Origin of the sequence: Flavobacterium sp. ACN6 (assembly GCF_002304005.1) — a bacterium.
Taxonomy (GTDB): Bacteria; Bacteroidota; Bacteroidia; order Flavobacteriales; family Flavobacteriaceae; genus Flavobacterium.
Genome location: NZ_MRCQ01000012.1, coordinates 141,402 through 155,148, shown reverse-complemented (window position 1 = coordinate 155,148; position 13,747 = coordinate 141,402). Strand labels below are relative to the sequence as shown.

12 protein-coding genes are annotated in these 13,747 nt (G+C 32.0%); 6 read left to right on the top strand and 6 right to left on the bottom strand.

All coding sequences use genetic code 11. From position 1 onward, the window contains the following. Positions 1-142: 142 nt before the first annotated feature. Positions 143-2,554: a thiamine pyrophosphate-dependent enzyme gene (locus BSF42_RS17650; RefSeq protein WP_095954411.1), complete on the top strand. Its 2,412-nt coding sequence runs from the start codon at positions 143-145 to the stop codon at positions 2,552-2,554. A gap of 180 nt (positions 2,555-2,734) precedes the next feature. Here BSF42_RS17650 and BSF42_RS17645 read toward each other — a convergent pair whose 3' ends face one another. The 4 genes from BSF42_RS17645 to BSF42_RS17630 all read right to left on the bottom strand — a co-directional run bounded on the left by BSF42_RS17645 (position 2,735) and on the right by BSF42_RS17630 (position 6,364). Beyond that, positions 2,735-3,106, bottom strand: a complete 372-nt coding sequence (locus BSF42_RS17645; protein ID WP_141248476.1) for a hypothetical protein — start codon at positions 3,104-3,106, stop codon at positions 2,735-2,737. Positions 3,107-3,124: 18 nt separating this feature from the next. Beyond that, a complete protein-coding gene (gene kdsB / locus BSF42_RS17640) occupies positions 3,125-3,859 on the bottom strand; it encodes a 3-deoxy-manno-octulosonate cytidylyltransferase (RefSeq protein WP_095954409.1) in 735 nt (244 codons plus the stop codon). A gap of 118 nt (positions 3,860-3,977) precedes the next feature. Continuing rightward, positions 3,978-4,808, bottom strand: a complete 831-nt coding sequence (gene ygiD / locus BSF42_RS17635; protein ID WP_095954408.1) for a 4,5-DOPA dioxygenase extradiol — start codon at positions 4,806-4,808, stop codon at positions 3,978-3,980. Positions 4,809-4,954: 146 nt separating this feature from the next. Beyond that, positions 4,955-6,364, bottom strand: a complete 1,410-nt coding sequence (locus BSF42_RS17630; RefSeq protein ID WP_095954428.1) for an ATP-dependent RecD-like DNA helicase — start codon at positions 6,362-6,364, stop codon at positions 4,955-4,957. Positions 6,365-6,668: 304 nt separating this feature from the next. Between BSF42_RS17630 and BSF42_RS17625 the strand changes: the two genes are divergently transcribed. Further along, positions 6,669-7,490: a DUF3822 family protein gene (locus tag BSF42_RS17625; protein ID WP_095954407.1), complete on the top strand. Its 822-nt coding sequence runs from the start codon at positions 6,669-6,671 to the stop codon at positions 7,488-7,490. Further along, positions 7,487-8,092: an RsmD family RNA methyltransferase gene (locus BSF42_RS17620; protein ID WP_095954406.1), complete on the top strand. Its 606-nt coding sequence runs from the start codon at positions 7,487-7,489 to the stop codon at positions 8,090-8,092. Before BSF42_RS17625 ends, BSF42_RS17620 begins: the two co-directional genes overlap by 4 nt. A gap of 81 nt (positions 8,093-8,173) precedes the next feature. Here the strand turns inward: BSF42_RS17620 and BSF42_RS17615 are convergent, their stop codons facing one another. Next, positions 8,174-10,288, bottom strand: coding sequence for an outer membrane beta-barrel family protein (locus tag BSF42_RS17615; protein WP_095954405.1), 2,115 nt, complete (start codon positions 10,286-10,288; stop codon positions 8,174-8,176). Between the two features lie 416 nt (positions 10,289-10,704). Here BSF42_RS17615 and BSF42_RS17610 point away from each other — a divergent pair, with 416 nt between their 5' ends. Both BSF42_RS17610 and BSF42_RS17605 read left to right on the top strand, forming a co-directional pair. Next, positions 10,705-12,063: a sensor histidine kinase KdpD gene (locus BSF42_RS17610; RefSeq protein WP_095954404.1), complete on the top strand. Its 1,359-nt coding sequence runs from the start codon at positions 10,705-10,707 to the stop codon at positions 12,061-12,063. A gap of 10 nt (positions 12,064-12,073) precedes the next feature. After that, the gene (locus BSF42_RS17605) at positions 12,074-12,763 is read left to right on the top strand and encodes a response regulator transcription factor (protein ID WP_095954403.1); all 690 of its coding nucleotides are present in this window, start codon (positions 12,074-12,076) and stop codon (positions 12,761-12,763) included. A 32-nt stretch (positions 12,764-12,795) separates the two neighbouring features. Here the strand turns inward: BSF42_RS17605 and BSF42_RS17600 are convergent, their stop codons facing one another. Beyond that, on the bottom strand, positions 12,796-13,347 hold the full coding sequence (locus tag BSF42_RS17600; RefSeq protein WP_095954402.1) for a hypothetical protein: 552 nt from the start codon (positions 13,345-13,347) through the stop codon (positions 12,796-12,798). 194 nt (positions 13,348-13,541) lie between these two features. On the opposite strand from BSF42_RS17600, the gene BSF42_RS17595 reads away from it, so the two are divergent. Then, positions 13,542-13,736, top strand: a complete 195-nt coding sequence (locus BSF42_RS17595) for a hypothetical protein (protein ID WP_095954401.1) — start codon at positions 13,542-13,544, stop codon at positions 13,734-13,736. Positions 13,737-13,747 lie beyond the last annotated feature (11 nt).

The window sequence follows — 13,747 nt, the reverse complement described above, 5'->3', positions numbered from 1 at the left end:
AATTTTAAATAGAAATAACATAAAAAAAGTACGTAGTTTTTTGATTTTAAATACAAATAATTAAATTATATTTAGTTTAAAGAATTATGATTATTGATTGTTTTTAAGTAATTTCGCGACATAAACATGACCCTTCAAGATTATGATAAAAGAAAAAAACAATACTACACTGACATTTGAAGATTTCAAAACTGAGGTATTGAATGACTACAGAATTGCTGTAACAAGCCGTGAATGTAGTCTCTTAGGTCGAAAAGAAGTATTAACAGGAAAGGCTAAATTTGGAATTTTCGGCGACGGAAAGGAAGTACCACAGCTGGCCATGGCTAAAGCTTTTAAAAATGGTGATTTCCGTTCTGGATACTATCGTGATCAAACTTTTATGATGGCTATTGGCGAATTGAGTCCAAAGCAGTTTTTTGCTGGTTTATATGGTCATACCAATTTAGATTTTGATCCAATGTCTGCCGGAAGACAAATGGGCGGACACTTTGTAACGCACAGTCTAAACGAAGACGGTTCTTGGAAAGACTTAACTAAACAAAAAAATTCAAGCTCAGATATCTCTCCAACTGCGGGTCAAATGCCAAGATTATTGGGATTAGCGCAAGCTTCTAAAATTTATAGAAATGTTGACGGAATTACTACTAAAGACAAATTTTCTGTAAATGGAAATGAAGTTGCTTGGGGAACTATTGGTAATGCAAGTACTTCTGAAGGTTTGTTTTTTGAAACTATAAACGCTGCAGGAGTTTTACAAGTACCAATGGTTATGAGTGTTTGGGATGATGAATACGGAATTTCGGTTCATGCAAAACATCAGACTACTAAAGAAAATATCTCTGAAATTTTAAAAGGATACCAGCGCGATGAAGACGCTAAAGGTTATGAAATCTTTAGAGTTAAAGGCTGGGATTATGCCGAATTGGTTTCGACTTATGAAAGAGCCGGAGCAATTGCGCGCGAAGAACATATTCCTGTTTTAATTCACGTAAATGAATTGACGCAGCCTCAAGGCCACTCTACTTCTGGTTCTCACGAACGTTACAAAAGTACTGAAAGACTGGCTTGGGAAAAAGATTTTGACTGTATTCGCCAAATGCGTTTATGGATGATTGCCATTAATATTGCTTCGCCTGAGGAATTAGCAGAACTTGATTTCGAATTAAAGAAAGAGGTTTTAGAAGCTAAAAAAGAAGCTTGGAATTCTTTCATCAATCCGATTATAGAAGATCAAAAAAATCTTCTTAGTTTATTGGAACAAATTGCTGAAGCAAGTATCAATCATAAAGACAGAATTAAAAAATTAATTGCTGAGCTAAGTGTAATCAAAGCGCCTTTGAAAAAGGAACTATTGGTTTACGCTAGAAAGATTCTTCGTTTTATTGAAGTTCCAAACAGTAAAGTGCTTTTATCAAATTGGATTACGAATTTCATCGCCGAAACTCAGAAAAATTTCAGCAGTAATTTGTATTCTGAATCTTCTAAAAATATTTTTTCTATTGAAAAAGTTCTCCCTAAATACGCTGAAAATGCAAAAGCAGATTCAGATGGAAGAATGATTATACGTGATAACTTTGATGTTTTATTTTCTAAATATCCAGAAGCTTTAATTTTTGGTGAAGATGTTGGAAACATTGGTGACGTAAATCAAGGTTTAGAAGGCATGCAGGAAAAGTACGGAGAACTTCGTGTTGCCGATGTCGGAATTCGTGAAGCTACTATTATCGGTCAAGGAATTGGAATGGCTTTGAGAGGTTTACGACCAATTGCCGAAATTCAATATTTAGATTACTTATTGTATGCTATTCAAATCATGAGTGATGATTTAGCTACTTTACAATATAGAACTGTCGGAAAACAAAAAGCACCATTAATTATTAGAACCCGTGGACACCGTTTGGAAGGAATCTGGCATTCTGGTTCTCCAATGGGAATGATTATCAATGCGATTCGTGGAATTCATGTTTTGGTTCCGAGAGATATGACGCAGGCTGCAGGATTTTACAACACACTTTTAGAGTGTGACGAACCTGCTTTGGTAATTGAATGTTTAAACGGTTACCGCTTAAAAGAAAAAACACCGCTGAATTTTGGTGAATTCAAAACTCCAATTGGAGTTGTAGAAACACTAAAAGAGGGTGCAGATATTACTTTAGTTTCTTACGGATCTACTTTAAGATTAGTACAGCAGGCTGCTAACGAATTATTAGAACAAGGAATTGACTGCGAAGTTATCGACATTCAATCGCTTCTTCCGTTTGACATTAATGAAGATATTGTAAAAAGTATTGCGAAGACAAACCGTCTTTTAGTAATCGACGAAGATGTTCCTGGTGGCGCTTCGGCATACATTTTACAACAAATTTTAGAAGAACAGGATGCATATAAATATCTCGACAGCAAACCGCAGACTTTAGCTGCTAAAGCGCACAGACCTGCGTACGGAACTGACGGAGATTATTTCTCTAAACCTTCTGCAGAAGATATTTTTGAGAAAGTGTACGATATGATGCATGAAGTTAATCCTTCTAAATTTCCTAGTTTATATTAAGATTTAGAATATTCTAGATACTAAAAAAGCTCCAAAATTTTGGAGCTTTTTTTTAGTTATTTGTTATTCCTTATCAACTTTGTCAAAGTTTAAAACTTTGACAAAGTTCTTACGCAATCTTTGTCGAATTTCTTGCGGAGATTCTCTCGAAGTAAAATGACATAAAATATTTCTTTTTCGCTAATTATCTATTTTAATCATTTCTATGTCTTTTTTAAAACCTAGTCCTTCTGATCGGCATAGAATTTTATTTCCTGTGATATTGTTTATTTGAACGTTAATCTTTTGACCTAAAATTCCATTTTTTGCATTATCTGGAACTTTAACATAAGTTAAAACGTACTCACAATCAGATTTCCATTCTATTGCCCCTTCAAGTACAATCCCAGTTACTGTATCTGTTTCAATTTGAACATTTTCTTTTCTAACGACTTTATATCTTTTATAAACAGGATTAATATATGAAAATACTCCAGTTTTAAAGTCTACGCATTTTTTCTCTTGTGAAAAAACCATAGTAGTAATTGCAAATAAAAACAAAGCTAATCTCACGATCATGTTATAGTTAAATTAAATATCCTTCAACATAGCCTTAGCCCTTTCCAAATCCTCAGCCGTATCAATTCCAATTCCAACATGGGTTGTTTCGACCATTTTAATGCGTTTTCCGAACTCTAAATAACGCAACTGCTCCAGTTTCTCAGAAGCTTCTAAAGATTTCATAGGAAGGCTGTAAAAGTCTAACAAAGCCTGTTTTCTAAAAGCATAGATTCCGATGTGCTGGAAATATCGTACTCCAGCATTTTTTTCTCTTGCATACGGAATCACAGATCTTGAAAAATACAACGCAAACTGCGACTGATCTACCACAACTTTTACATTGTTTGGATTGTTGATTTCGTCCTCATCTTTAATTTCGCGCATTAGCGAAGCCAAGTCAATCTTTTTATCTGGATCATTTTTAAAAACAGATAAAACCTGCTCTAAAGGTGCCGCTTCTGTAAAAGGTTCATCACCTTGAACATTTACCACAATATCAACATCAAGATCTGCAATGGCTTCGGCAATACGATCGCTTCCAGATTCGTGTTCTTTGATACTCATAATTGCTTTTCCGCCATTGGAAACGATTTCATCAAAAATCAAATCAGAATCGGTTACTACAAAAACATCGTCGAATAAGTTTGTTGCAACAGAAGCTTCATAGGTTCTTAAAATTACCGTTTTACCTCCTAAATCCTGCATTAATTTTGCAGGAAAACGTGTTGATGCATATCGCGCCGGAATTACCGCTATTATTTTCATTCTAATTTTTTTAAATTTATTTTTCTTTGTGAAACTCTGTAAAAATCTACGTGTAACTATGCGAAATAATCTAACACCGAGATTCTCAAATATTTTCAAAGAGATTTACTGAATTTCTTTACATTATTTTTACCGAAGTCATACTAAGAGAACCAGCCAGTAATTTATCATTAAACAAATCCAATTCATCTGTTTTGTCTTTTAAACCTAAAGTATAAAGCAATGGCAAATAATGTTCTGGCGTTGGAACAGCCATCTGAACGGCTTTATTCATTTTTTCGAAATCAATCAGCGGCTGAAAATTACCATCCAATAAATAATCGTTTACAGTCTGGCGGGCTTCAATTGCCCAGTCGTAACCATAATTGTCTTTATCAAAATTTCTGAAATCAACCATTCGTAGATTATGAACAATATTACCGCTTCCAATAATCAAAACACCTTTATAACGTAATGCTTGTAATTTCTGCGCCAATTCAAAATGATATTGACCCGATTTGGTATAATCAATGCTTAACTGAATTACCGGAACATCTGCATTAGGATACAAATGTTTAATTACGCTCCATGCGCCATGATCCAATCCCCAATGTTCGTCTAATTCGACCATTACGGGATCTAGGATTTTCTGAGTTTCAAGAGCTAATTCTGGACTTCCTTTTGCAGGATACTGTACGTCAAAAAGAGCCTGTGGAAAACCTCCAAAATCGTGAATGGTTCTGGGCATTTCCATTGCAGTTACTTTTGTTCCTTTGGTAAACCAATGCGCCGAAACGCATAAAATGGCATTGGGCTGCGGTAATGTTTTGGCCAATTCCCGAAAACCTGCGACAAACTGATTTTCTTCAATCGCATTCATCGGACTTCCGTGTCCTAAAAACAGAACTGGCATTTTATCTGTATTCGAAAACGTTGATGAAATCGAATGTAAGTCGTTTAGTGTTGTCATTCGTATATGTTCTTTTGCCACGAATTTCACTAATTATCACTAATTAATTCTGTGTGACAGTTTTCTATTTCTGCTCATCTACTGAGCTTTTTAATAAATTAAATAAAAAAAAATTGGTGCGAATTCGTGTAATTCGTGGCAAACTTTTATTCCTCAAAATTCTCGTCCTTAAATCCTATCAAATATAATTTATTTTTAGCACGTGTCATAGCCGTGTAAAGCCATCTGATATAATCACGGTCAATGCCATTTGGTAAAAAAGGCTGCTCGATAAAAACTGTATTCCACTGCCCTCCTTGCGATTTATGGCAGGTAATTGCGTAGGAGAATTTTACCTGTAAACCATTAAAATATTCGTTTTCTTTTACTTTTTGGAATCTTTTGTATTTTGTGGTTTCATCTTCGTAATCTTTCATCACTTCCTCATATAAACGATTTGATTCTTCGTAGGTTAAGGATGGTGATTCGCTTTTTAAGGTATCCAAAATTAAAACCGTTTCAAAAGGTTTCTGGTCAGGATAATCGACCATTCTGATTTTTACTTTTGCAAAATTAAAACCGTACAATTCTTTGATTCCGAATAATTCTAAAACCTCAATAATATCTCCGTTGGCAATAAATCCAGCTTCATCGGTTTCTTTGAGCCAGAAATAATTATTCTTAACAACCATCAAAAAATCGCCGACAGAAAGTTCACTTTCTTTAAATAAAATTCGGGTTCTGATTTGTTCGTTATATTGATTTGCCCTTTTATTCGAACGAACAATAAAAGCAGTATCTTCAATGCTATAATTGCTGTACGCCATATTTATTGCATCCTGAATATCGTAACCATCGGTTAAACGGACAATGTCTTTAAACTTCTTTACATTAAATCGGAACTCGGTTATAAAACTCTCTTTCAAAAGTTCACGTAATTCTGTCGCATTGAATAAAATCCCCGAATTTTCTTCCTGACGCATTACTTCGTCCAGCTCGATATGTTCGATTTCTTTATCGTAATGTATTCCTAAAGTCTGAATATCAAGCGCAGGACTAATATCTAAATTTACAGGAGGAAGCTGTGCTGTATCTCCCAAAAGAATCATTTTACAATTATTTCCAGAATAGACATAATTAATCAAATCATCCAAAAGTGAACCGCTGTCTAAAGTACTGTCTGAAATCATCGAAGCCTCATCGACAATAAAAATGGTATTTTTATGTTTATTTTGCTGTTTGGTAAAAGCCACACCTCCACCCGATGATTTTTTAGGAAAATATATTTTTTTATGAATTGTAAATGCTGGCGTATTGGAGTAATTAGCAATTACTTTTGCCGCGCGGCCTGTTGGTGCCAGTAACACAAACTTCTTATTGATATCGCCCAGATTATGAACAATAGTAGAAATAACGGTTGTTTTTCCCGTTCCGGCGTATCCCTTCAAAACGAAAATTGTATCATTTTGGGGTTCGGTTAAAAAAATTGCAATTTTCTGAAAAAAAATATCCTGTTTGTGAGTTGGAGCAAAAGGAAATCGTTTTTGTAAAATACCGTAAAACAGTGCAGAATTCATAAAGTAATATTGAAATACAAATGTCGACTTTTTTAATTTTAAATTCCAAGAATCAAATTCCAAATTCCAAACTTTAAAATTCAATGCAATAATGCTAAACATTTAAGATTGCAATCAAATCATATCTACACAAAACACAACTCACTATATTTCAAATAAATAAACTGTTTATTAACCTTACAGTAAAGTTTAATTCAAATTGTTTTTTGAAATTGCAGTTATAATTGTTCCTTTTTAATTTGTAAGTTTGTGGTCGCCTAAATTCTTTCTTGATTTAAAACAGGTAACGAATTGTAAATCAACTATGTCATTACAAAACACTAACATTACTTCAAAAAATTACAAAAAACTTTCTATTCAGGTTTCTCTGACTGGATTTTCATTTTGCTGTTTCGATACTTTAAATAATGTAATTACTTCATTTAAAGAAATTAATTTTGAAACTTCCAAGAAAACTCCTAAAATTGAAGATTTATTCAGCGATGCATTCAAGAATAATCCTGAATTAAGAAATACGTATGATGAAGTATTGGTTATTCATACTAACAATCTTTCGACTTTTGTGCCAGCTGCTTTGTTTGATGAAAACTATTTGGGAAGCTACCTTCAATATACTACTAAGGTATTTGAAACTGACTTTTTTACTTTCGATCAAATTTCAAATTATCAGATGAATTCGGTTTACATTCCGTACATCAACATCAATAATTTCTTGATCGATAATGTTGGTTCTTTTGATTACAAGCATGCCAATAGTATTTTGGTCGAAAAAATTCTGGATAATTCGCGTAATAATGACGAAAAGAAAATGGTAATTAATTTCAACCCAGGGAATTTCGAGATTATTGTCGTTCAAAATCAGAAGCTTTTATTGTTCAATTCTTTTGAATACAATACACCGGAAGATTTTATTTATTACATCTTATTTACAGCAGAACAATTGAGTTTGAACCCAGAAAGTTTTCAATTGGAATTGTTGGGAACCATTACAGAAAATGATCCGTTTTATGCTATTGCATACAAATACATCCGTCATATTTCTTTTCTAGACGTTACAAAACTGCAAGAAAAGAACAATTTCACAACTGCTCAAAATCAAAAACATTATATCTTATTTCAATCATGAGAATCATTTCAGGAAAATACAAAGGACGCAGAATTTTTCCGCCAAAAAACCTGCCTGTACGACCAACGACTGATATGAGTAAAGAAGCATTATTTAATGTTTTGAATAATCATTTTAGTTTTGACAGCTTAAAGGTGCTCGATTTATTTTCGGGAACTGGGAATATCAGTTATGAATTCGCTTCACGCGGAAGTGCTCCAATTACATCTGTTGACGGTGATTTTGGATGTGTAAAGTTTATCAAACAAATTTCATCAGAATATGATTTTGATATTGCTGCGACTAAAAGTGATGTTTTTAAGTTTCTAGAAAACTGCAAAACAACTTACGATATTATTTTTGCCGATCCACCATACGGATTGGATCAGACAACTTTTGAAAAAATTGTTTTAACGGTTTTTGAAAAAGATTTATTGGAGGATGACGGGATGATGATTATCGAGCATTCTAAATACACTAAAATGGATCATCTGAGTAATTTCTCTTTTCAAAAAAGTTATGGCGGTTCGTTTTTTAGTTTCTTTGAATTGAATTCGACCGATGACGATGAGGAATTACCGCACGACAGTTCTAAAAAAGAAGTTGAAGAAGACGAAGGATAATTAATTCAATTTTTTAATATTTAAATTTCAAATTCCAAGTCTCAAATTGGAATTTGAAATTTTTTTTTTGAATTTTTCATTTTACTTGATTCGGCTTTCATTCTCGTTTACACTTTTCTCCTTAAATTCACTTTCTTTTATTTTTCCAAAAGAATATCGAAGGGTAATAGAAATTTCATTTGCATCAACCAAATATCTCGCTCTAGAACTTATATTATTTATCGTAAATCTTTCTGAGTAAATAGTGTTTTTAAAAACATCATTGTAACTCAAAGTACAATTCCAGTTTTTACCAAAGGATTTTGCCAGCGACATATCAAAAATCAATTTTGCATTTCGCTCAAAAACACCTTCTTTTTGTTTCGTTGCTCCCCAAAAAGACAGCACGAATGTAAAATCTTTTGGGAGTTTAAAACTGTTATTGGAGTAATAATATAAATAAGGTTTAGAAGAATTAAATAATGCATTTTCATCTTCAATTTTATTTTTAGTAAAAACTAAAGAATTTGTATTTGTCCAGAATTTATAGGTAAAAGGTAATGTCAGCTCAATATTATATCCCGATTCTTTTTGGAAATTTTTCTCTGTAAAAGTCAAGATGTTATTTTCATTATCAAATACAAAATCTTGATAGACGGGATTTCTGTTTTGATACAAAGTCAGTTTTAGCGATTTATCATGATACTGAAAAACAGTCGAAATAACATCCATATATGTAGGTTCTAAATTGATATTACTGCCGTAAATAAAATACGGATTTATGTAGGTTGCAATCATACTCAAAGAAGAATAATTGGGTCTCGAAATACTTTTAGAATAATCTACACTTACACTTTTAGTACTGTCTATTGAAAACGAAAACTGCGCTTTTGGAAAAAGATTGGTATAGTTTTTATCAATTAAAAAAACATTATCTGTACTGTATTTTCCGCTTACATTCGTGTTTTCAACTCTAAGTCCAACAGAAAAACTGACTTTTTTAATCTTCCCAGAAAGCTGTGAATAAGCAGCTAAATTGGCTTCTTTAAAGTTATAATCAAAAGTGGTGTTTTCATCTTTTTGATAATCAAAAACATCATAATCTGATTTAGATTTTGCTGCCGAATAAAGTCCGCCGTATTCTAGATTCATTTCGTTTTTAAACTTTTTTTCTAAATCAATTCGCCCCGAAAAAGCATCAACATTAAATTTTTGATCACGGTTTTGAGATAATTCCAATTCGGTTTCATTATAATTATTTTCAACCAAACTCCATAAATGCTGATTGAAATTCGAATATTGAAAACCAGCAAAAAGTTTAGTATCAATTGCTTTTATTTTTTTAGAATAATTCACAAAAGAATTGATGAAATTCTTTTTACTCGAATTATCGCTTAGCGTAAAAACATTGTTCTGGTCATTTTGATTTTGATTAAAAGTAAACGTATTAATATCAAAAGTATCGTTTCGAAGATTAGAATTGACATTTACCGACACATAATCCTCTTCATTAATTTTATAAAACAGACCTCCTCCAAAAATATATTGATTGACATGAGAATTGGCCGTTACATCATAATCAGAAATAATATCGGCCTGCGGAATCTGATAAGCAATGCTGTGATTTTCCCAAGGATTTCGGCGATTGTAATTGAAATTGGCTTTCCACTCCAATTTACCTTTTTTAAAACTAGAATTAAAACCCAAATAGTTATTATAATGTTTTTTAAAAGAGGCTGTTTCGGAAATATCCGTTTTAAAACTATCTTTTTTACTCAATTTTCTGGTAATTAAAATCACAGCTCGACCTTCGGCTTCATATTTTGAAGATGGATTCTGAATGATCTCAATTGTTTTGATATCGGCGACAGCCAAGGCATTTAACTCATTCATTCCAACGCGTTGATTGTCGATATAAATAAGCGGATTTCCTTTTCCCACAATTGAAATACTTTCGCGGTTTGGGTTTACCTGCACCAACGGAAGTCTGGAAAGCAGATCAACAGGATTTGGAATTGCATTATAAATAGAATTCGCAACATCGACTTTTATATTTCCGTTTGAATTGGTAAAAGTCTTTTTGTTTTGAGTAATAACAACTTCGTTTAGTTTTTGCGAAATAGAATCTTTCAGAATTTCATTTTGAGCGTTTGCGACAAATGAAAGACAAAAAAGCAAAAGTGCAATTAGAAGTTTTAGTGGCAGGTAAATATTCATTTTTGAAATAAAAATTTTGGTTAATTACACTGCAAAAATGCTTCTAAAAAAGTGCTCCGAAAGTTAATCGAAGGTTAATGCACAGTTAATCTCGAGATTGTCTTATAAAAGCATTATTTTTGAATCGAGAAATAGAACAGAAATTTTTATAAATCAGCATGCTAGTTTAACGCAGATTTTGCAGATTTAAGCAGATTTAAGCAGATTTAAGCAGATTTTGAAAGATCAATTTAATCTGCTTAATCTGCGAGAAAATTAAAATATATAAATTAGTATAAATCGTTTTTTCTGTGTGTAATAATCTCTCGCAGATTTTGGAGATTAAGCAGATTTAATAAGATTTTGAGATACAATTTATCTGCAAAATCTGCGAGAAAATAAAAAATATACAATCAGTTTAATCTTCGTGTTATATAATGAAGCAAAGAATCAATTTATTAATCGCATTTTCTGTAGTCGCATTAATTGTTTTAATGACGGTGCAATGCTATTTGGTAAAAACCGCTTATGAATATAAAGTGGCGCAGTTTCATACACAGATAAAAAATGAAATTGCACAGATCACTAATAATTACAGTTACATTGATTCGGCATTGGTTTCTAAAAAAGAAGCGCTTTATAAAAATTTGTCTCAGAATTATATTAAAGGAAAAGACACCAAATTGGACATCAAAAATAGTGTTTTAGAAAATGAATTTCGAGATGCAATAACACAAAAAATACAACGAAAGTTTGAACGCGATTTACCCAATTTCAAAATTGATTTCGCAATTGTTCTAAACAAATTTATACTCTACAAAAACACAAGAAAAGTAGATACTATTTTTTCTGAAAAGCCTTTTATTGAAAACAAATTATATGGAAATCTGGCTTCTTTAAACCAAGCTTTTTTGGTTCGAAGTTATGTTGGCACCACAAACGGAACTTTTGAAAATCAGGAATATAAATTATTGACAGAAGATTCTATGTATGTTTCTGTTGTCGATTGGGAAATGATTATTTTAAGAAGAATGACATTTATTCTTATTCTATCTTTATTCTCTATTCTTACGATTATAACACTTTTCATAATCGCTTTAAAAGCTTTAATTAAACAGAAAAAAGTTAGCGATGTAAAAACCGATTTTATCAATAACATTACGCACGAACTTAAAACGCCGTTGGCGACTTTGGGTATTTCGACAAAGATTTTAGAACAGAAAAATATTCGTGACAACGACGAAAATTTCAATGCAATTGTCAATACCATTTCGCGCCAAAACAATCGTCTGCAGAGTTTAATTGATCAGGTTATGGCGAATTCTTTGGCAGAAAACGAAATTGAATTACAGAAAGAAAAAATAGAAACCGAAGATTTTCTGCTTTCCATTGCAAATGATTTTAAAATTACATTTCCAAGAATTAATCTTAAAACCGATTTTCAAACGCAGAAAACCATTTTAGTTTTAGATAAATTCCATTTGACAACTGCTTTTTTAAATGTTCTGGAAAATGCTGTAAAATATGGTTCGAAAACAATTACGATAAAAACCAGAATTATAGAAAATCAATTTTCTATCAGCATTGAAGATGACGGAATCGGAATTGAGAAAAACAAACAATCACTCCTTTTTGATAAGTTTTATCGCGTACAACAGGGAAATCTTCATAATACAAAAGGCTTAGGTTTGGGATTGTACTATGTTGATCAAATTATCAAAGCGCATCAGGGTTCTGTTAACGTTGTGAGCGATTTAGGAAAAGGAACTCAGTTTACTATTTTATTAAAAGTTTAATTACCTTATTTTGAAAAAATTACTTTTAGCTGAAGACGATTTTGATTTTGCAGCCATTTTAAAACAATATTTAGAACTGCATCAATTCGAAGTTATCTGGGCAGAAAATGGCGAAATAGCTTTAGATTATTTTAAAAACCAGACTTTTGATATTTGTGTTTTTGATGTAATGATGCCAAAAATGGACGGATTTTCATTGGCCGAAAAAATAATTACAATCAATCCCGAAATTCCATTTATTTTTCTGACCGCAAGAAAGTTAAAAGAAGATAAAATTATTGGATTGAAGCTGGGCGCAGACGACTATATCATAAAACCTTTTGAAGTCGACGAACTGATTCTGCGTCTGCAGAATATTCTAAAGAGAATCGAACAAAAAAGAAGTCTAGAAGGGAATAATATAATTGAAATTGGCTCGTATGTTTTTGATAATGAAAGACTAACTCTCAATAATAAAAATCACGTCCAACAGCTTACAGAAATGGAAGCTTCTCTTATTGAATATTTATATCTCAACCATAACCAATTATTAAAGAGAGATCAAATTTTAATGTCAGTCTGGAAAAAAGATGATTATTTCTCCGGCCGAAGTATGGATGTTTTTATCAGCAGACTTCGAAAATACTTTAATTCAGATCCAAAAATCAAAATTGAAAGTGTTCGTAATATTGGCTTAGAATTTAAAATAGAAAAACCTTGACGCATCAAGGTTTTTCTATTTTAAATGAAATTTTATTTTCCAATTACCCATCCTAAACTAAAGTTTGCAAGGGGAGTAAATTCCGTATCATATTTATCGATTAATACTCCTGCTCCAACATATAAATCTATATTTAATTTTCGCTTATAAGTACGTTGAATTCCCCAAACCGGACCTATTGCAAAAGAAGGGACTTCTTCGTTAAACCATTTATTTGCAGATATAGACTGAAAGTCATAATTAGCATGTAAAGCAATGAAATTTCCAGAATTAAAGTCTGTTCTTTTTCCTTTAACTGCTCTTTTTTCTAAATTGTAATAATGACGAAACTGTTCTGTAATTCTTGGTGTAAAATACCAAGTAGATTCGTCGTACCAGCTATTATGTCGATAACCAAGAACTATGCTTGCTTCAGAATACAAAGTATTTTTGGTAGAAAATCCATGTTCATATACAAAGCCTGGCAATAATAAAGCGTTTATCTTAAATTGATGTTTTACCACAGAAACAGGAGCATCATCTTGAGCGTTGGCAGCAGTAATAAAAAGGACAGAAAGAAATAGAACGAAGTAGTTTTTGGTCATGGTTTGTTGTTAAATTGGTTCGAACAAAAATAGTATTAATAGTATATTACACTAATAAATTTAAAATTATTTTCTTACATCCTACTTTTTAAAATATTTCATCCTGCAAATCATATAAGTTTAGTAAACAATTGTATAACAATTAATAGCAATTTCAATAATACATTTGAGTAGAAATTTTAAATCTAACAATCATGAACCTAAAAAGATTTTTCGGAGGACTATTGACAATACTCGGAATTGTAGGACTTATATATACTGCCGTGATTTTTTCCGGCACATCGGGAGAAACCAGAGATATCAAATCACTGATTATTTACGGTATTTTGGGAATCGTTTTTTTTATGTCAGGAATCAGTTTGGTTCGTACAACAAAAGACGAATCATAGTATTTTTTACA